The sequence below is a fragment of the Helicobacter pylori SA221C genome (genome assembly GCF_000476855.1).
Lineage (GTDB): Bacteria > Campylobacterota > Campylobacteria > Campylobacterales > Helicobacteraceae > Helicobacter > Helicobacter pylori_DK.
Window position 1 is genome coordinate 22,503 of the sequence record NZ_CBPT010000015.1, and the last position, 16,934, is coordinate 39,436.

Consider the following 16,934-nt stretch of genomic DNA (forward strand, 5'->3'; position numbering starts at 1 on the left):
AAACGCTATTTGAATGAGATTGTGTTATAGTTATTTAAAAGGATATTTTTAATGAAAAGAATGTTAGCGGAGTTTGAAAAAATCCAAGCGGTTCTAATAGCGTTCCCCCATGAGTTTGGCGACTGGGCGTATTGCATCAAAGAAGCTAGGGAAAGTTTTTTAAACATCATTCAAACCATAGCCAAACACGCTAAAGTGCTAGTGTGCGTCCATAATAACGATACTATCGGCTATGAAATGCTTAAAAACTTACCCGGTGTAGAAATCGCAAAGGTTGACACTAACGACACATGGGCTAGGGATTTTGGAGCGATCAGCATTGAAAATCAGGGCGTTTTGGAGTGCTTGGATTTTGGTTTTAATGGTTGGGGGTTAAAATACCTGTCCAATTTAGACAATCAAGTGAATTTCAAGCTCAAACATTTAGGGTTTTTAAAACACCCTTTAAAAACAATGCCCTATATTTTAGAGGGCGGTAGCATAGAAAGCGATGGGGCCGGGAGCATTTTAACCAACACCCAATGCCTGCTAGAAAAAAATCGTAACCCCCATTTGAATCAAAATGAAATAGAAAACATGCTTAAAAAGGAATTAGGGGCTAAACAAGTGCTGTGGTATTCTTATGGCTATCTCAAAGGCGATGATACGGATAGCCATACCGACACGCTCGCTCGTTTTTTGGATAAAGACACCATTGTTTATAGCGCATGCGAAGATGAAAACGATGAGCATTACACAGCCTTAAAAAAAATGCAAGAAGAATTAAAAACCTTTAAAAAACTAGACGGCACGCCTTATAAGCTCATCCCCCTAGAAATCCCCAAAGCCATTTATGATGAAAACCAACAACGCTTGCCGGCGACTTATGTGAATTTTTTATTGTGCAATAACGCTCTCATCGTGCCCACTTACAACGACCCTAATGATGCGCTCATTTTAGAAACCTTAAAACAACACACGCCCTTAGAAGTGATAGGGGTTGATTGCAATACCTTAATCAAACAGCATGGGAGTTTGCATTGTGTAACGATGCAGCTTTATTGAATAAAATCACGCTTTTTGGCGTGGTTCAAGGCGTGGGCATGCGCCCTTTTATTTATACCCTGGCTCAAAAATTAGGGCTTGTAGGCTTTACGCGTAACACCCAAGCGGCTTTAGAAATCATCTTACCCGCTCACAAAACAGAGTCTTTTTTAAACGCCCTAAAAAAAGAATTACCCCCTTTAGCGTTGGTGGAAAAAATCATTATTAGCCCTTATGATAAGGCGCTTCATTCCAATGATTTTAGGATTTTAGAAAGCAAGAACCACCCTTTAAATTTGCTCAGTCAAATCCCTAAAGATTTAGGCGTGTGCAAGGATTGCTTGCGCGAAATCAGAGATAAAAACTCCCCCTATTTTTATTATGCTTTCAATTCTTGCGCGAAGTGCGGGGCAAGATACAGCCTTTTAAACGCCATGCCCTATGACAGAGAAAATTCCGCCTTAAAACCTTTCAAACTCTGCAAATTTTGCGTATCCGTTTATAAAGACGCTCATAACAAACGATTCCACATTCAAGGCATCAGCTGTAAAAAGTGCGGTATCGCGCTCAATTATAAGCGATTCAAAAATGATGACGCTCTTTTAGAATGCGCTAAAGACATTCAAAAGGGTAAAATCATCGCTCTTAAAGGTTTGGGAGGCTTTGCTCTCTTGTGCGATGCGAGGAATTTTCAAACCATAGAAAGATTACGGCTTTTAAAAAACCGCCCCTTAAAGCCTTTCGCACTCATGTTTAAAGATTTGAACACAGCCAAACAGCATGCGTTTTTGAACGCGTTAGAATGCGAAAGCTTAATTTCTGCAAGCGCCCCCATTCTTTTGGCGCATAAAAAACCTAACACCCAATTAGCCCCCAATATCGCTAAAAACTCCCCCTTTTATGGCGTGATTTTGCCCTATACCCCTTTGCATGCTTTATTACTGGATTTATTGGATTTCCCTATTGTGTTCACGAGCGCGAATTTCAGCTCCCTCCCTTTAGCGAGCGATGAAAAAGAGATCGATTCGCTTCATTTTATTTTTGATTTTAAGCTCACGCACAATCGCGCTATCATTCACAGGATTGATGATAGTATCGCACAGCGCGTGGATAATATCATTCGCCCCATGCGTTTGGCTAGAGGGTTTGCCCCCCTTTACCTTGCTTTGCCCAAACGCTCTAACCATTCACCCAAAAAGATTTTAGCGCTTGGAGCGGAGCAAAAAGGGCATTTTAGCTTATTGGATAGCGAAACTTCTGTTCTTTTACTCTCGCCTTTTTGTGGGGATTTGAGCGTTTTAGAAAATGAAAAACACTTTAAAGAAACTTTGAATTTTTTCTTAAAAACCTATGATTTTAAACCCACGCTCTTAGCTTGCGACAAGCATCAAAACTACACCACCACTCAAATGGCTTTTGAACTTAATACGCCCTTATTGCAAGTCCAGCACCACCATGCCCACTTTTTAGCGAGCGTTTTAGACGCATTGTTACAAGATCCGCATTTAAATCATCCCTTTATAGGTATTGTTTGGGACGGGAGTGGGGCTTATGAAAATAAGGTTTATGGGGCGGAATGTTTTGTAGGGGATTTGGAACGCATTGAAGAAACCGCCAGATTTGAAGAATTTTGGCTTTTAGGGGGGCAAAAAGCGATCAAAGAGCCTAAACGCTTGGTTTTAGAGATCGCTTTAAAACACCAACTCAACAAGCTTTTAAGGCGTGTTCAAAAGCATTTTAAAGAAGACGAATTAGAAATTTTCCAACAAATGCATGACAAAAAAATTCAAAGCATAGCCACCAATTCCATAGGGCGTTTGTTTGATATAGTGGCGTTTAGTTTGGATTTAACAGGAACGATCAGTTTTGAAGCCGAGAGCGGGCAGGTTTTAGAAAATCTAGCCCTACAAAGCGATGAGATCGCTTTTTACCCTTTTACAATCAAAAACAGTGTGGTGTGTTTAAAAGATTTTTATCAAGCGTTTGAAAAGGATTTGGGCGTTTTAGAGCCTGAACGCATCGCTAAGAAATTTTTTAACAGCCTAGTAGAAATCATTACCGCTTTGATTGCACCCTTTAAAGAGCATGTCGTGGTGTGCAGTGGGGGTGTGTTTTGCAACCAATTGTTGTGCGAACAATTGGCCAAACGATTGAGGGGGCTAAAAAGGGAGTATTTTTTCCACAAGCATTTCCCCCCTAACGATAGCAGTATCCCTGTCGGTCAAGCCTTAATGGCGTATTTCAACCCTACAATCATTAAAAAAGGATAAAAATGGATAGCGTGACTCTAGCATGCGGGAACGGAGGGAAAGAAACAAACGCTTTAATTGAGCGGGTTTTTATGCCCTATTTAAAAGAATTTATCGTTGCGTTTGATGAAGACGCTCCTAAATTTAAAGCTAGTGGGGAATATTGCGTGAGCACGGATAGTTTTGTCATCACGCCCTTAATTTTTAATGGAGGCGATATAGGCAAGCTTTGCGTTTGCGGGAGCGCGAATGACGTGAGCGTGCAAGGGGGCGAACCTTTGTATTTGAATATGGGTTTTATTTTAGAAGAAGGCTTAGAAATTTCTCTCTTAAAACAAATTTTACAATCCATACAAAAAGAATTATTTAAAGCCAACTTAAAACTCCTCTCCCTAGACACTAAAGTCGTGCCAAAGGGGAGCGTGGATAAGCTTTTTATCAACACAACCTGTATTGGTAAAACCATCAAGCCAGGGATTTCTTCGCGCCATTTAAAACAAGGCCAAGCCATTATCATAAGCGACACTATCGCCAATCATGGGGCAAGCTTGTTTGCAATGCGTCATGAAATCAAGCTTAAAACCAATCTAGAAAGCGATTGCCAGCTACTCTATCCCTTATTAAAACCCCTATTTTTAAGCGATCTCAAAATTCATGCTTTAAGAGATGCGACTAGGGGCGGGTTAGCGAGCGTGCTGAATGAATGGGCGAACAGCTCCAGAGTGAAAATCGTTATAGAAGAAGAAAAAATCCCCTTAAAAGAAGAAACGAAAGGGATTTGTGAGATTTTAGGGCTAGAACCCTACGCGCTAGCCAATGAGGGGGTGTTTGTTTTAGTGCTCCATCAAAAAGACGCCCCTAAAGCCTTAGAAATTTTAAAAAGTAACGAGAAAGCCAAAAACGCTTGCGTGATTGGCGAAGTGCTTGAAAACCCTTATCCTAGCGTGGTTTTAAAGAACGCATGGGGTTTTGAAAGGATTTTAGAGACGCCAGAAGGCGAATTGTTGCCTAGGATTTGTTAAAGCTAAAGCGCTTTTTAAAACCCTACCGCCCTTGATCTCTAATTTTTTTAGAGATCACCTAAGCTAAGTCTAAGTCTAAGTCTAAGTCTACTATACTCAATCTATTTGAGAAAACTTACAACAAAAGGGTTTTATGGTGGGTGTTACAAAAAAAGCGATCTTGATATTGATGATAAAAAAGCGTTTGAAATTGAGAGCGAAGCGACCAAACCCTTTTAATGGCTCAAGCTTTTTGAAGCGAATTTGTAAGCACAATATCGTAAAATCGCTAGCCCAACGCCTAATAGCGGAGCGTTTTTATAACCCTATAAGAGCCTTGATTTTATTTCAAACCTCTAAAAGTTTCAAATAATACTCATAAGCTTCTTTGATGCCCTGCTCTAAAGGGATTTCTAATTCCCATTTTAAAGCCTTTTGTTTGGAAATATCCATAAGTTTTTGCTGCATGCCCACTGGTTTGGATAAATCCTTAACAAACACGCCCTTATAGTCTAAAACCTGAGCGACCATTTCATAATACTCTTCAATGCTGTAATCCACACCAGAGCCAACATTCATCACGCTAGGGATTTGAGCGATACTCTCATAAGCGAGAGCGATGAATCTGGCTAAATCTTTAGCGTTTAGATACTCTCTTCTAGCCGTGCCATCGCCCCACATCGCAAACTCTTTTTCATCTTTTAATTTAGCGGCGTGCATCCTAGCAATAAGCCCTGGTATCATGTGCGCTATTTTTTCTTCAAACTTGTCAAACTCGCCATAAAGGTTGCAAGGCACTAGAGTTTTATAAAAAACGCCCTTTTCAGCGCTCACATATTCGCAATATTTCATCACAGAGAGTTTGGCTAAAGCGTAGCCTTCGTTCGTCGGCTCTAAAGAGCCGTTCAACAAATCGCTTTCTTTTAAAGGGTTAGGGGCGTATTTAGGATAAGCGCAAGAGCTCGCCAGATTAATGGCTTTTTTCACACCCAAATCCAAAGCACTAGAAAAGAGGTACAAGCCCATGAGTAAATTCTCAACCATGTAAGTTGAAAGATCGTTCATGTTAGCGACAATGCCCCCCACTCTCCCGGCACAATGGATAATGCCTGTAGGCTTGTATTCTTTCAAATAAGCTTGAATATTGTCCTTATCCAACAAATACAATTCGCTTTTTTTAGGGGTGAGTAAAGTAACATCAGGCTTATTTTTTTTAAAATACAACGCCGTGTTCTGCCCCACCATGCCATAGGCGCCGGTGATTAAAATAATCTCATTCATAAAAATTCCTTAAAATATAGCCCCCATCTTGCAAGTAAAGGTTTTTCTGGCATTCTTTTAAATCGTATTCTAACATGTCCTTAACCAACTCTTTTAAATCGTATTCTCTCACCCAGCCTAGCTCTTTTTCTGCCTTAGTGGGATCGCCTAAGAGCAAATCCACTTCAGTAGGCCTGAAATAGCGCTCGTCTATGCGCACCACGATTTTGCCTGTTTTTAAATGGCTTAAGTTCAATTGTAAAGCGTTCGCTCTTTTTTCATCAATGCTTTTGATCAAACCGATTTCTTTAATCCCTGTATCTTGAAATTCTAAATTGATACCGATAAATTCAAAGCTCATTTTCACAAAATCGCGCACGCTCGTGGTCTTTCCTGTCGCGATCACATAATCTTGTGGAGTGGGCGCTTGGAGCATTAAATGCATCATTTTCACATAATCTTTGGCATGCCCCCAGTCTCTTTTAGCGTCCAAATTCCCTAAATACAAGCAATCCGTTAAGTTATACGCTATCGCGCTAGCGGCTCGTGTGATTTTACGGGTTACAAAAGTTTCGCCCCTTACCCTGCTCTCATGGTTAAAAAGAATGCCATTAACCGCAAACAAGTTATAAGCCTCTCTGTAATTTTTGGTGATGTAAAAGGCATACATTTTAGCGACCGCATAGGGGCTTCGTGGGTTAAAGGGGGTGTTTTCATTTTGTGGGGTTTCTAAGACTTCGCCATACAACTCGCTCGTGCTGGCTTGATAAAATCGTGTTTTATTTTCTAAGCCTAAAATCCGCATGGCCTCTAAAATCCTTAGCGTGCCAATACCATCAGCGTTAGCGGTGTATTCTGGGGTTTCAAAAGAAACTTTCACATGGCTTTGAGCGGCTAAATTATAAATCTCTGTAGGCTTAGTGGTAGCGATTAAATGGATGAGGTTAGAGCTATCGGTCATATCCCCATAGTGCAAGAAAAAACGCCTCTTATGTTCGCTATGCAAATCCTCATACAGATGATCGATCCTAGAAGTGTTGATGCTAGAAGAGCGCCTTTTTAACCCATGCACTTCATAGCCCAAATTCAGCAAGTATTCAGCCAGATAGCTCCCGTCTTGCCCGGTAACCCCGGTGATTAAAGCGATTTTTTCTTTCATTGAATTTTCCTTATATTAAATTTTTTTGATTAGGCGTTTTGATTCTGTCTGTTAAAATCATCATCAATTCTTACAATATCGTCTTCACCGATATACTCGCCCACTTGAACTTCTATGATAATTAAAGGGATTTTGCCATAATTAGCCAGGCGGTGTAGGGTGTTTTTAGGGATATAAGTGGATTCATTAGCTTGCAATTCAAACATTTTATGATCCAATTCCACGCTCGCCATCCCGCTAATCACCACCCAATGTTCGCTCCTGTGGAAATGCTTTTGTAAAGAAAGCCTAGCGTTAGGTTTGACTTCTAAAATCTTAACTTTGTAGCAACCGCTCTCATGCAAGACTTCATAACTCCCCCAAGGGCGATAGACTTTAGTGTGCGTTTGCAACAATTCCTGGTTATTTATTTCTATCTCGCTCACTAAAGCCTTTAAATCTTTAGCCTTATCTTTATGGGCGATTAAAAGAGCGTCTTTAGTGTCAATGATGGCTAAATCCTCAACGCCTAAAAGAGCGCTCACTTTATGAGAGAACACTAAATTATTTGCGCTCTCTTTGGCAAAAATGGGCGTTTGATTCAAGCTGACATTTTCTTTAGGCTCGTTAGCCACTTCTTCAAAAAGAGCGTTAAAATTCCCTAAATCGCTCCATTTGGCGTTTAATCCTACCATTTTGATTTTGTGGCTTTGTTGCATTAAAGCAATATCCACGCTCACATCTTCTAAATCTTGCATGCTCTTTTCGCTCAAACGCGCGATCTTGTTTTCAAAAAAATACCCGTTTTCTAAGGATTCAAACGCTCTTTCACACCCCTTTAAAATAGTGGGGGCATGCTTTTTTAGTTCGTCTAAAAAAACGCCTGCTTGGAAAACAAACATGCCGCTATTGAAATAAAACCCTCCGCTTTTTTGAAACTCTATCGCTTTTTCTAGACTTGGCTTTTCAATGAATCGCTTGACATCTAGAGCGTTAGGGCTTTCAATATACCCAAACTCCGTATTGGGCTTGTCAATACTCACCCCAAAAGTGACTAAAAAACCTTTTTGGGCTAAATTAATCGCTTTTTTTATCGCATTTTCATACGCTTGAAGGTCTTTAATCAGATGATCGCTTGGCGTAACGATGAGTAAATCTTCCCTCTCGCTCATTAAAGCGCTCAAAGCGATGGCGTTAGCGGTGTTTTTACTCAAGCTCTCTAATAAAAAACCCACGCTTTTGTTTTTGATTTCATTCTTTATCTCTTCTAGGGCTAAAAAATAATGTTTTTCATTGCACACAATGAGCGTTTCATCTACTAAGGAAGCGTTTCTTTTAAAACTCAATTCAAACAAGCTTTTATGGTTAAAAAGCTTTAAAAATTGCTTAGGGTATAGGCTACGGCTTAAAGGCCATAGGCGTTTCCCACTCCCCCCACTCAGTAAGATATTTTTAATTTTCATAAGTTTTCTTGTCAGGATCTCTTTTGTTTTTTAGGGTTATTATAGCGTTTTTAATTGGGCATTTTTGAGTCACTTCAAAAACTCAGCGATGACTTCATTCTCTTTTGGTATAGGAAAGAATATGTCAGTATTGGGCGAAATGAAGACCCTGCTCCCCTCTCTAATCACCACAATAGGAGCGATTTTGCTCTTGTCTCTTAAAATTTGATTGACCACTTGATTGATCCCCATGCCGCTTTGCCTCATCAATTGCATTAAAAGATAATCCCCAAAGAAATTGGTGGCTCCTTCTTTATTGCCTCTGTTGTTTAAAGCCGAAGTGATCCCAATCAATAGGCCGTTAGTGAGCGTAGAAAGCAGTAACGGCACGCCATAGCGCTGGAAATTCCTTTCAATCAATTCCCCCACCAAGCCGTTATAGCCTTTAATGTCCGCCCCTTTAGCGTTAGTGAGCATGATATTAATCCCATGGGGAGTGATGATGCGGCTCCATACAATATCCAAGCGGTATTCGCCCATTTTGTTATTGTTGCTGTAATAGCCTATGACTTTAGAACCTTTGGGGATTAAAACAGCTTTGCCCATGTGAGCGAAAATATCACTTTCCACTTGCGCAATCACTTTACCAGCGATCTGGCTAGAAATAGGCGTGATCAAAAAGGCGGGTATCATTTTGTCAGCCGTAATGGTGCGTAGAAGCTTGTTTTCATTAGTGGCGGTGTCTTTTTCTTTAAGGTTAGTGAAACCATCAATGCCATTAGGGTTATCCACAGGGAAAATCAGGTTTTCTTCGTAATTTTTAGGGCTTTGTTTGAAAGGGGTGATGCGAGCGGCTAATAAATCTAATTGCTTTGGAGAAAAATCTTTTTTAGGGGGGGTTGTGTTTGCTTTTAAATCCATGGGAGGGTTCTTAAAAGTTTCTTCTTTGGAATAGTTCATTTCTTTGGAGTTTAGGGCTTTTAAAGCGGCTTTGAGCTGTTCTTGTAAGGCTTTAATGGTGGCGTCTTTGGAGCTTTCTGTGTTGGTTGGCTGTGGGCTTTGAGTGAAAGTGTAGTCTTGTAAGGGGTATTTCACCTCATCGTCATTTAAAAGGCTAGGCTGGTTATTTAAGGGGGCTTTTGGCTTTTGATGATAGACTAAAGAAATGGTTGTAATCGTTGCAAAACCCCCTACAAAAACAATCGCCCCCTTAAGCCACTTATTCATCTTTACCCTTTTTGACAAAACGGATGCACAAATAGTCCTTACCCAGCCTTAAAGTCCATTTAGCCGAAACGTCTTCAGCGATAATGTAATCGCCCACAATCCTAGTATTCACCGGGTTATCATAGCCATCAACGACTTTATAAATCACGGGGAATTTAGAGAGCGCTAACCTTTTGTCAAATTTGAAATAAGTGAATTGCTTGTCGTTAAAAATTTCTTTAGGCATCAAAGAGAGTTTGGATTTTTTAGAACAAATCCCTAAACAATACCATTTCCTTTGAGAGCTTTTTAAAGCCTTATAACCTTTTTGAATGTCTTTTTTAACGATTTTCATCGCATTGGTGTTATCGCCAATAGTTATAGTCTCTTCTTCTTTTTCTTTAGTTTCTTCTTTTTCTTCTTTTAAGGGTTTGTTGTTTGTGGGGACATCTTTAGGGGCATTTTCAGCCATATTTTCTTTATTTTGGGGCTTCAAAAAAGCGTTAGAATAATAATTTTTATCTTCTATGAAAACCTGCAAATTAGGGTGTTTGGAGCTGGTGAAAGTGGTAGAAAACACATAGAAAGAAAAAATCTTGCCCTCACTATCTATCACGCTGATATTAGAATCCACGCCAATTTGTAAGGGTTTGATGAGCAAAATACGATCGTTACTTTCTAAGATTTTCGCGTCAAAACCCACCTTATCCCCTAAAACAAAATCGCTAATGGGTTTTGAAAAAAACAATAAGGTCGCCATCGCATAACGCAAGCGGATTTTATAGGTTTGCCCCTGAAAGTAATCAATGTTCAAAGTGTTGGACATTTTGGAGCGGTTTTTATCAAAAAAGCTCCCTTGAATGGCGTTTAAATCCTGCATGGGGTGGTTTAAATGCGCTGGGTTCGCCGGGGCTGTTTCGTTCGCTTCTTCTAAAAAATCATCGGCTTTTAAAACGCTAAAAGCCAACAAAAAACCCATGAGGGCATATAAAACCTTACGCATCAATCGCCCCTATTAGTCGGCGCGATTTCAGTGATGCTGTAGCGGGTGATTTTAAAGCCGGTAGGGTTTTTAGGCATGGAAGCGTAATCAAAATCCGGGGTGTCAAACAAATAACTCAGCGCGATTCTATAACGCTTTTCATACACCAGCTTGTTTTCATTCATTAGTTTAGCCGCAATGGAGACGCTCGCAATGGGGTTATTGTCTTGCTGATAGATCGCAATATTGACGATATGGACTTCTCTTTCCAAATGGCTTTGCGCATAAATGCTGTTTTGGGTTTTAATCAAATCTTCAAAGCGTTGCCACACTTTAGAACTGCTTTGCAAGCGTACCAATTCATAGCGCGATTTATCGTCAATGCGGTTAATGCTCTCTCGGTTTAACACATACGCCCCAATGAGCGAACGAGCCAACGCTTCATTACTGGAAATGCTTTTATCCGCTCTTTGGATAATGGCGTAATGCTTGTCCTGGTTTAAAAAATCCACGAAATGGTGTTCGGTTTTTTGTAAGGGCAAAACACTGATTAAAACGATCGCCAAAACAAGAGCGATAAAACTCATCAAGCCTAAGAGTTTGTAAGCGATTTTCAAGCGGTTCCTTTCCAACCGAAACACGCTTTGCATGTCCAAATCATTCACCGAAAAACCAGAAAGCTTGTTTTCTAAATGCTTTTCTTGATGGCTTAAAAGCTCTTCTAAATAGATCAATTGCTCGCTGTTGAAAGGCTTTTCTCTCATGCGAGATTTAACCTGTTTTCATACAAGGTGCAAGGGCTTTTTTTCATCTCATGCACCTTACTGGTGCAACCAAAAAACACAAGTCCCATGATAACAAAAAAAATTCTCATTAAATTCCCATTTATTTAAATTTCATTTTTTGTATTTATTGTATCCTTTTTAACCTTTTTTTGCTTGAAATTTGGAATTTTTACATCTAATTGAGTGGTTTCTACCTTAAATGTGGGGGAATGCGTTTCTTTTTCTTTAGAAACGCTACCGCTTGTAGAAGCAGAAACGCTAGAGGGAGCGGGCGAGGTCGTGATATATTGTAAGGAAGTAAGAGCGTTTTGGCTGAGGTTGGCGCTCAAATTGGTGGCGAGTTTGTAAGTTTCTTTAAGGCTATTTTGCACCCTAAACAAAGCGTTGATGAAAAAAGGCACGCCTATGATAAAAACGCAACACAAAAATAACGCTACCACCAATAAAAGGCTTAAGTCTTGTTTTTCTTGCATATGAGCATCTATTAAAGCCTTAGTAACCGACACATTCAAAAACCCCACCAACAACAAAAAAGGCTTGTAAAACCCAAGAGCGAAGCATTTTTTTAGGCACATAACCACAACGCTTCTCCAGGTTTTAAAAAACCCAAACGCTAAAAACAGCACCCCTAAAGAGCACCACACATGCACTTCCAAATACACTAAAATGATGATCGCAAACAAAACGCTCAAAAAAAGCCCTTGCAAAACGCTTAAAAAAAGCCACACAGACATTTCATTATGACTCAAATCGCTGATAAAGCTAAGGGCATAGAAACCATGATTAAAGATAAAATCTAAAGAAAGCGCATGGTTAGAAAAGTTACTCAAGCTTTGAGAAAGGCTTTGAGTGATCATGTTAGGCGCAATAAAAATAGCGTTTTGGAAAAATTCATAAAAATGCATGGGATTTTTTAAAGCGTAGTTGAAAAGCGCAAAAAACCCCACAAACCATAACGCCTCTAAAATCGCGCTAGCGCTGAAGAAATTCTGTTCTTTCAAACTCCTATAAGCAAAGAGCATGAACGCCAAAGCGACCACGCTATTAAACACCAATTGCGCATGCAAAGTGTAGAGAAAAAATTCAGCGAAACGCCCTAAAATCGCCGTGAGAGGCGTGATAAACCAAGAAAGAATAATCTCATAAGCGTCATTTTTCATCAATATTTCAACGGACTTTAATGTAAAATTCAAAGCCTTTACGCAAGACTAATAATTCAATTTTAGGCGCGCTTAACGCTTCTCTTAAAGCCTTTGGGTTGAACGAAACGCTTTTATAATTCACCCATAAAATCCTATCCCCAAGCTTTAAAAAATCCAAGCCTTTGGGCAAATGACTGCCTATTTTAGTGATAATAAAACGCTCGTCTAAAGCGATGCCATAGCGTTCTAAAAAAGTGTCTTTGAGTAAAAACCCCCCGTAACGCTTATTGACTTTGAGCGTTACTTCTTTGATTTTATGGTTTCGTTTGATTTCCACTTTTACAAGGCTTTGGTATTTAAGATTGCTCACCACCCATTCAAACTCCGCTAACGAATGGATCTTGTAATCATTGATCGCTAGGATTTCATCGTTTTTTAAAAAAGGGTTTTTAGGGAAAAAGGGATCGAATTGCGCTACCACTAAACGCTTATGATGTTCTTCTAAACGCACCCCAATATCCCCATAATAAGGCTCTTGTTGGTTTAAAAAGCGCTTGATAAATTTCGTTTCTATAAAGCCGTTCCCCCCTACCCCTAGCCCTAACATTTGATAGCAAATATTGCTGATAACGCCATTTTTTTGAGTCTTTTGTGAAATTTGAGCGTAGCGGTCATAGCCTTTTTGCCCCACTAATAATCGCGCTTCTAGGGCTTCTTTATCCCCTATGCTAGCCATTGGCCTTATAAGGGCGTCTTTGTCCAAATCCCTTAAGGTATAAACATACTCGCTTGGCGCGCTTTGCAACAAATACAACCCTACAAAGGGATCGGATTTGATGACTTTGGCGTGTTTGGGGTAGGTTTTGGAATAATATAAATATACGCCCTTAGGCAATTCTTTTAAAGCCACGCCCCCTTTTTGAAGGCTCGCTTTTTTAAAAAACGCCTGACAATGCTTGAAATCATAAGCCCCTAAGCCATTTAAAAAAAACCATGGAACGATAAAGGTAATAAGGGCTTTGTGAAACATCACAATTTAGCAAAATTCCCTAACATGTTAAAGGCTAAATTTTTTCGGTTTTCTTCTACGGCTTTATATCCGTCATTCAAAGCGCTCATCAAATAGATTTGCATCGCTTCTTTATCTTCTAACAGGCTGTCATCAATTTGCAAATCCACCAACTCCCCCAACCCATTAAAACTCACGCTCACCATTCCCCCACCGCTTTTGGAAGTGTGGATCGTGTCTTTATTTTTTTCTTCTAGTTGGGAAAACTCTTTTTTCATGCCGTCTAACAACCCGCTTAACCCGCCCAATTGACTGAAATCCATCTCTAACCCTTTTCTAAAATTTCGTTTTTTTCATCCACTAGCACGATGCATGGCTTGTGCGCGTTGATTTCATCTTCATTCATGCTCGCATAAGCTAAAATGATCACCACATCGCCTATGGCCACCTTTCTGGCTGCTGCACCATTGACGCAAATTTCGCCCTTTTTTTTCCCTAGAATCACATAGGTGCTGAAGCGTTCGCCGTTATTGACATCCACGATTTCTACCTTCATGCCCTCTCTGAGCTTAGCCAGCTTGGCTAAATCCTCATCTATGGTGACCGAGCCTATATAATTGAGGTTAGCGTCTGTGATAGTGGCCCTATGGATTTTACTATAAAGCATTTCAAAAGTCATTTTCTTTCACCTTTTGCGCACGCTTGATTTCTTTTAAAACCAATTGGTTTTTTTCTAGCAAGCAAGCGATCTTACAAGGTTTTTTAAATGATTGTAAGAGCAGTATATCGCTTAATTGGGTTTTGATTTCATTGTGAATGATTTTTTTAATTTCTCTCGCTCCTAAAGTCGTTTGATAGCTTTTTTGCGCGATGAATTTCACAACTTCTTTATGGAATTTTAAGGTTATGTCTTGCTCTAGCGTTAGGGCTTTTAATTTGTCTAATTCCACAGAAACAATGCGTTCAAAATCCTCCAAACTGAGCGCGTTAAAAGGCACGATCGCATCAATCCTAGAGCGTAATTCAGGGGTCAAAAGCTCTTTAACGGCTCTATCATACTTGGTGTTTTTAGCGCTAAAAAACCCTAGCGTATCCTTATCCTTACTCCCCACATTTGAAGTCATAATCAAAATCACATGCTTAAAACTCGCCTGATTGCCTAAATTATCGCTCAAAGTAGCGTTATCCATCACTTGCAACAACAAATCATACACATTAGAATGGGCTTTTTCTATTTCATCTAAAAGCAGCAAACAATGCGGGTGTTTTTTAATCGCATTCACCAATAACCCCCCTTGCTCAAACCCCACATAACCGCTAGGACTCCCGATGAGTTTTGCCACGCTATGGGCCTCTTTGTATTCGCTCATGTCAAAGCGTTCAAAATGCAAATTCAAATTCAAGGCCAATTCTTTAGCCAATTCTGTTTTCCCCACCCCACTAGGCCCCACGAATAAAAAGCTCCCCACAGGCTTATTTTTAGAAGAAAGCCCGCAATGCTGGATTTTAATCGCATTGCTGACAAGGTTGATCGCTTCGGTTTGGGCAAAAATCTTATTTTTAAGCGATTTTTCTAAATTCCTTAAAAGGGCTTTTTTGTCGCTGCTCAAACGCATTTTAGGGATTTTAAGCTTGAGAGCGAGCGTTTCTTTCACGTCATCAACGCCGATTTTTTTGCCCTTTTTAGGGTTGATTTTTTTTCTCGATCCCACCTCATCTAACAATTCAATCGCTTTATCCGGCAAGAATTTATCATGCATGTAATCACTCGTTAAATCCACGCATGCCTTAAACACGCTCTCATCATAACGCACCTGGTGGTGTTCTTCATAAAGGGGAGCGATCTTTTTTAAAATCAAGTAACACGCTTCTTTAGAAGGCTCTTCAACTTTTATGACTGAAAAACGCCTGTTAAAAGCCTTGTCTTTTTCAAATACGCTGCGGTATTCTTCAAAAGTGGTCGCTCCTAAACATTTCAAGCTCCCATCCGTTAGGACCGGTTTTAATATATTCGCCGCATCCAAGCTCCCAGCGTTACTGCTCCCTGCGCCTAAAAGGGTGTGGATTTCATCAATGAATAAAATGATACGGCCGTTTTGTTGGATTTCTTTGAGCGTTTTTTTCAAGCGTTTTTCAAAATCCCCTCTGTATTTTGCCCCAGCCACCATTAAAGCTAAATCCAAAGAATAGACTTCATATTCTTGCAAAAACTCCGGCACTTCTTTTTGAGCGATTTTTAAAGCCAAAGCTTCAGCGATGGAGGTTTTCCCTACGCCCACTTCGCCGATTAAAAGCGGGTTATTCTTTTTTCTGCGCCCTAAAATTTCTATCACTCTTAAAATCTCTTCTTCTCTGCCAATGACTGGATCTAAAGCGTTGTCTTGGGCTAAAGCGCTCAAATTTTTAGCGTATTTTTTTAGGGGGGTGTTTTTGGGCGCTTCTTCATTATCATTAATGTCATTAGGAATACCATGGTTGTCCAAATCCAATAAAGCAGGATTAGAATACAAACGAGCGATGCCAAAACTATCCATGAGTTTTGAAGCGTAACAATCGGGGTGATCCAGCATTAAAATAAGCAATTCTTCCACGCCCACGCTCTCAAAACAACTCGCATACATTCTTTTAAGCATTCTTAATAGCACAAAACTCCTGGCAGGCATTTTGGCTGGATCGCTCTTTAAAGGCACGTATTGCAACAAATAGTCTTTAAGGATTTGTTTTAATTTATCATAGTCATCTCTTTCTAAAGCGCTAATAATCTTTTCCCCGCTCTCATGTTCTAAAATGACTAGTAGCACATGCTCTGTGGTGCAAAGGGCGTGGTTAAGATCTAGGGCTAAATTTAAAGCTTGGTTTAGAACTTCATTGAGATCTTGATTGAATTTAGCCATTATTTTATCTCTTCTACCAATAATTTTAAAGGGAGATCTAGCTCTCTGGCCTTATCCCTAACCCATGCTGCCCTATGCCTGGCAATATCATAAGGATAGACGCCACAAACCCCACAGCCATCACGATGGATGCTTGATGTGAGATCTTTGGCTTCTTCTAAAGACTTGTCAAAAAAATCCCTCAAAGCAGAGATGACGAATTCCGCTGTCGTAATGGGGTCATCAACCATGATCACTTGCGCCATGGTGGGGGTGGGTATGTTATACATTTTCATGCCGCTTATCCATGCTACTTGGCGATCACAACAGGGATACTGGATTGTTCAACCAAGCTATTTTGGTGCGAAATGAACAAACGATACAACAAATTAGATTCGCTCGCCCCAATCAATAACAAATCATAATCCTTAGCCATATCCAAGACCACATCAATCAAATCACCGCTTTTTAAAACGCTCTCGCACTCTATATTTTCTTTTTTGAAAGCGTCTTCAAATTGCTTTAATAAAGCCTTAGCTTTTTCTTCTTCTAAGGCTTCTGTCTGGCCGTAATCCATCATCCCGCTTTCGCTATAAATAAACACTTCCATGCTCACATGCAATAGAGTGAAACGGACCTCTTTAAGCGAATGGGCTAATTTGACAGCGAATTTAATAGCGTTATAACATTCTTGCGTGTCGCTAATCCCAAATAAAATATTCATAAGAACCAACCTTAAATGGAGTTTTGGTATTATACCAAATAAACCCTAATGACCCGCTGAAAGCTCAAAGATAAAGCGCTACAATCTCGCTTAAAGAAAA

At 39.9% G+C, this 16,934-nt stretch carries 17 protein-coding genes; 3 read left to right on the top strand and 14 right to left on the bottom strand.

Annotated features, from left to right (window positions below; all coding sequences use genetic code 11):
* Window positions 1-51 precede the first annotated feature (51 nt).
* Genes QU01_RS06750 through hypE form a run of 3 tightly spaced genes read left to right on the top strand, consistent with a single transcriptional unit; the run spans window position 52 to window position 4,294 of the window.
* A complete protein-coding gene (locus QU01_RS06750) occupies window positions 52-1,044 on the top strand; it encodes an agmatine deiminase family protein (protein ID WP_033763254.1) in 993 nt (330 codons plus the stop codon).
* The gene (gene hypF / locus QU01_RS06755) at window positions 1,041-3,293 is read left to right on the top strand and encodes a carbamoyltransferase HypF (protein WP_033763255.1); all 2,253 of its coding nucleotides are present in this window, start codon (window positions 1,041-1,043) and stop codon (window positions 3,291-3,293) included. Before QU01_RS06750 ends, hypF begins: the two co-directional genes overlap by 4 nt.
* A 2-nt stretch (window positions 3,294-3,295) precedes the next feature.
* The gene (hypE, locus tag QU01_RS06760) at window positions 3,296-4,294 is read left to right on the top strand and encodes a hydrogenase expression/formation protein HypE (RefSeq protein WP_033763256.1); all 999 of its coding nucleotides are present in this window, start codon (window positions 3,296-3,298) and stop codon (window positions 4,292-4,294) included.
* 327 nt (window positions 4,295-4,621) lie between these two features.
* Here hypE and QU01_RS06770 read toward each other — a convergent pair whose 3' ends face one another.
* From QU01_RS06770 to QU01_RS06835, 14 genes are all read right to left on the bottom strand, one after another.
* Complete coding sequence (locus QU01_RS06770) at window positions 4,622-5,554, bottom strand: GDP-L-fucose synthase family protein (RefSeq protein ID WP_033763258.1); 933 nt, start codon at window positions 5,552-5,554, stop codon at window positions 4,622-4,624.
* Window positions 5,547-6,692 carry a GDP-mannose 4,6-dehydratase gene (gene gmd, locus QU01_RS06775; protein WP_033763259.1) on the bottom strand — a complete coding sequence of 382 codons (1,146 nt, stop codon included), beginning with the start codon at window positions 6,690-6,692 and terminating at the stop codon, window positions 5,547-5,549. Before gmd ends, QU01_RS06770 begins: the two co-directional genes overlap by 8 nt.
* Before the next feature lie 29 nt (window positions 6,693-6,721).
* Window positions 6,722-8,134 carry a mannose-1-phosphate guanylyltransferase/mannose-6-phosphate isomerase gene (locus QU01_RS06780; RefSeq protein WP_033763260.1) on the bottom strand — a complete coding sequence of 471 codons (1,413 nt, stop codon included), beginning with the start codon at window positions 8,132-8,134 and terminating at the stop codon, window positions 6,722-6,724.
* Window positions 8,135-8,203: 69 nt separating this feature from the next.
* Complete coding sequence (locus tag QU01_RS06785; protein ID WP_033763261.1) at window positions 8,204-9,340, bottom strand: DNA type IV secretion system protein ComB10; 1,137 nt, start codon at window positions 9,338-9,340, stop codon at window positions 8,204-8,206.
* Window positions 9,333-10,322, bottom strand: a complete 990-nt coding sequence (locus tag QU01_RS06790) for a TrbG/VirB9 family P-type conjugative transfer protein (RefSeq protein ID WP_033763262.1) — start codon at window positions 10,320-10,322, stop codon at window positions 9,333-9,335. Before QU01_RS06790 ends, QU01_RS06785 begins: the two co-directional genes overlap by 8 nt.
* The gene (locus tag QU01_RS06795; RefSeq protein WP_033763263.1) at window positions 10,322-11,065 is read right to left on the bottom strand and encodes a VirB8 family type IV secretion system protein; all 744 of its coding nucleotides are present in this window, start codon (window positions 11,063-11,065) and stop codon (window positions 10,322-10,324) included. Before QU01_RS06795 ends, QU01_RS06790 begins: the two co-directional genes overlap by 1 nt.
* Window positions 11,062-11,175 carry a hypothetical protein gene (locus QU01_RS06800; RefSeq protein WP_001217873.1) on the bottom strand — a complete coding sequence of 38 codons (114 nt, stop codon included), beginning with the start codon at window positions 11,173-11,175 and terminating at the stop codon, window positions 11,062-11,064. The genes QU01_RS06795 and QU01_RS06800 overlap by 4 nt, the downstream gene beginning before the upstream one ends.
* A gap of 15 nt (window positions 11,176-11,190) precedes the next feature.
* Window positions 11,191-12,246, bottom strand: a complete 1,056-nt coding sequence (locus QU01_RS06805) for a type IV secretion system protein (protein ID WP_033763264.1) — start codon at window positions 12,244-12,246, stop codon at window positions 11,191-11,193.
* Window positions 12,247-12,253: 7 nt separating this feature from the next.
* Window positions 12,254-13,258, bottom strand: coding sequence for a PDZ domain-containing protein (locus QU01_RS06810; protein WP_033763265.1), 1,005 nt, complete (start codon window positions 13,256-13,258; stop codon window positions 12,254-12,256).
* Window positions 13,258-13,560: a YbaB/EbfC family nucleoid-associated protein gene (locus tag QU01_RS06815; protein ID WP_000347926.1), complete on the bottom strand. Its 303-nt coding sequence runs from the start codon at window positions 13,558-13,560 to the stop codon at window positions 13,258-13,260. Before QU01_RS06815 ends, QU01_RS06810 begins: the two co-directional genes overlap by 1 nt.
* A gap of 2 nt (window positions 13,561-13,562) precedes the next feature.
* On the bottom strand, window positions 13,563-13,916 hold the full coding sequence (gene panD, locus QU01_RS06820; protein WP_033763266.1) for an aspartate 1-decarboxylase: 354 nt from the start codon (window positions 13,914-13,916) through the stop codon (window positions 13,563-13,565).
* Window positions 13,906-16,131: an AAA family ATPase gene (locus QU01_RS06825; RefSeq protein WP_033763267.1), complete on the bottom strand. Its 2,226-nt coding sequence runs from the start codon at window positions 16,129-16,131 to the stop codon at window positions 13,906-13,908. The genes panD and QU01_RS06825 overlap by 11 nt, the downstream gene beginning before the upstream one ends.
* The gene (locus tag QU01_RS06830; RefSeq protein WP_033763268.1) at window positions 16,131-16,406 is read right to left on the bottom strand and encodes an ATP-dependent Clp protease adaptor ClpS; all 276 of its coding nucleotides are present in this window, start codon (window positions 16,404-16,406) and stop codon (window positions 16,131-16,133) included. Before QU01_RS06830 ends, QU01_RS06825 begins: the two co-directional genes overlap by 1 nt.
* A 14-nt stretch (window positions 16,407-16,420) precedes the next feature.
* Complete coding sequence (locus QU01_RS06835; RefSeq protein ID WP_001023005.1) at window positions 16,421-16,834, bottom strand: universal stress protein; 414 nt, start codon at window positions 16,832-16,834, stop codon at window positions 16,421-16,423.
* Window positions 16,835-16,934: the final 100 nt, after the last annotated feature.

Coding starts and splice junctions, on each gene's coding strand:
- QU01_RS06825 (WP_033763267.1), bottom strand. CDS start 16,131: ATGGCTAAATTCAATCAAGATCTCAATGAAGTTCTAAACCAAGCTTTA.
- QU01_RS06800 (WP_001217873.1), bottom strand. CDS start 11,175: ATGAGAATTTTTTTTGTTATCATGGGACTTGTGTTTTTTGGTTGCACC.
- hypE (WP_033763256.1), top strand. CDS start 3,296: ATGGATAGCGTGACTCTAGCATGCGGGAACGGAGGGAAAGAAACAAAC.
- panD (WP_033763266.1), bottom strand. CDS start 13,916: ATGACTTTTGAAATGCTTTATAGTAAAATCCATAGGGCCACTATCACA.
- QU01_RS06805 (WP_033763264.1), bottom strand. CDS start 12,246: ATGAAAAATGACGCTTATGAGATTATTCTTTCTTGGTTTATCACGCCT.
- QU01_RS06835 (WP_001023005.1), bottom strand. CDS start 16,834: ATGAATATTTTATTTGGGATTAGCGACACGCAAGAATGTTATAACGCT.
- QU01_RS06790 (WP_033763262.1), bottom strand. CDS start 10,322: ATGCGTAAGGTTTTATATGCCCTCATGGGTTTTTTGTTGGCTTTTAGC.
- QU01_RS06810 (WP_033763265.1), bottom strand. CDS start 13,258: ATGTTTCACAAAGCCCTTATTACCTTTATCGTTCCATGGTTTTTTTTA.
- gmd (WP_033763259.1), bottom strand. CDS start 6,692: ATGAAAGAAAAAATCGCTTTAATCACCGGGGTTACCGGGCAAGACGGG.
- QU01_RS06770 (WP_033763258.1), bottom strand. CDS start 5,554: ATGAATGAGATTATTTTAATCACCGGCGCCTATGGCATGGTGGGGCAG.
- QU01_RS06795 (WP_033763263.1), bottom strand. CDS start 11,065: ATGAGAGAAAAGCCTTTCAACAGCGAGCAATTGATCTATTTAGAAGAG.
- QU01_RS06785 (WP_033763261.1), bottom strand. CDS start 9,340: ATGAATAAGTGGCTTAAGGGGGCGATTGTTTTTGTAGGGGGTTTTGCA.
- QU01_RS06815 (WP_000347926.1), bottom strand. CDS start 13,560: ATGGATTTCAGTCAATTGGGCGGGTTAAGCGGGTTGTTAGACGGCATG.
- QU01_RS06830 (WP_033763268.1), bottom strand. CDS start 16,406: ATGAAAATGTATAACATACCCACCCCCACCATGGCGCAAGTGATCATG.
- QU01_RS06750 (WP_033763254.1), top strand. CDS start 52: ATGAAAAGAATGTTAGCGGAGTTTGAAAAAATCCAAGCGGTTCTAATA.
- QU01_RS06780 (WP_033763260.1), bottom strand. CDS start 8,134: ATGAAAATTAAAAATATCTTACTGAGTGGGGGGAGTGGGAAACGCCTA.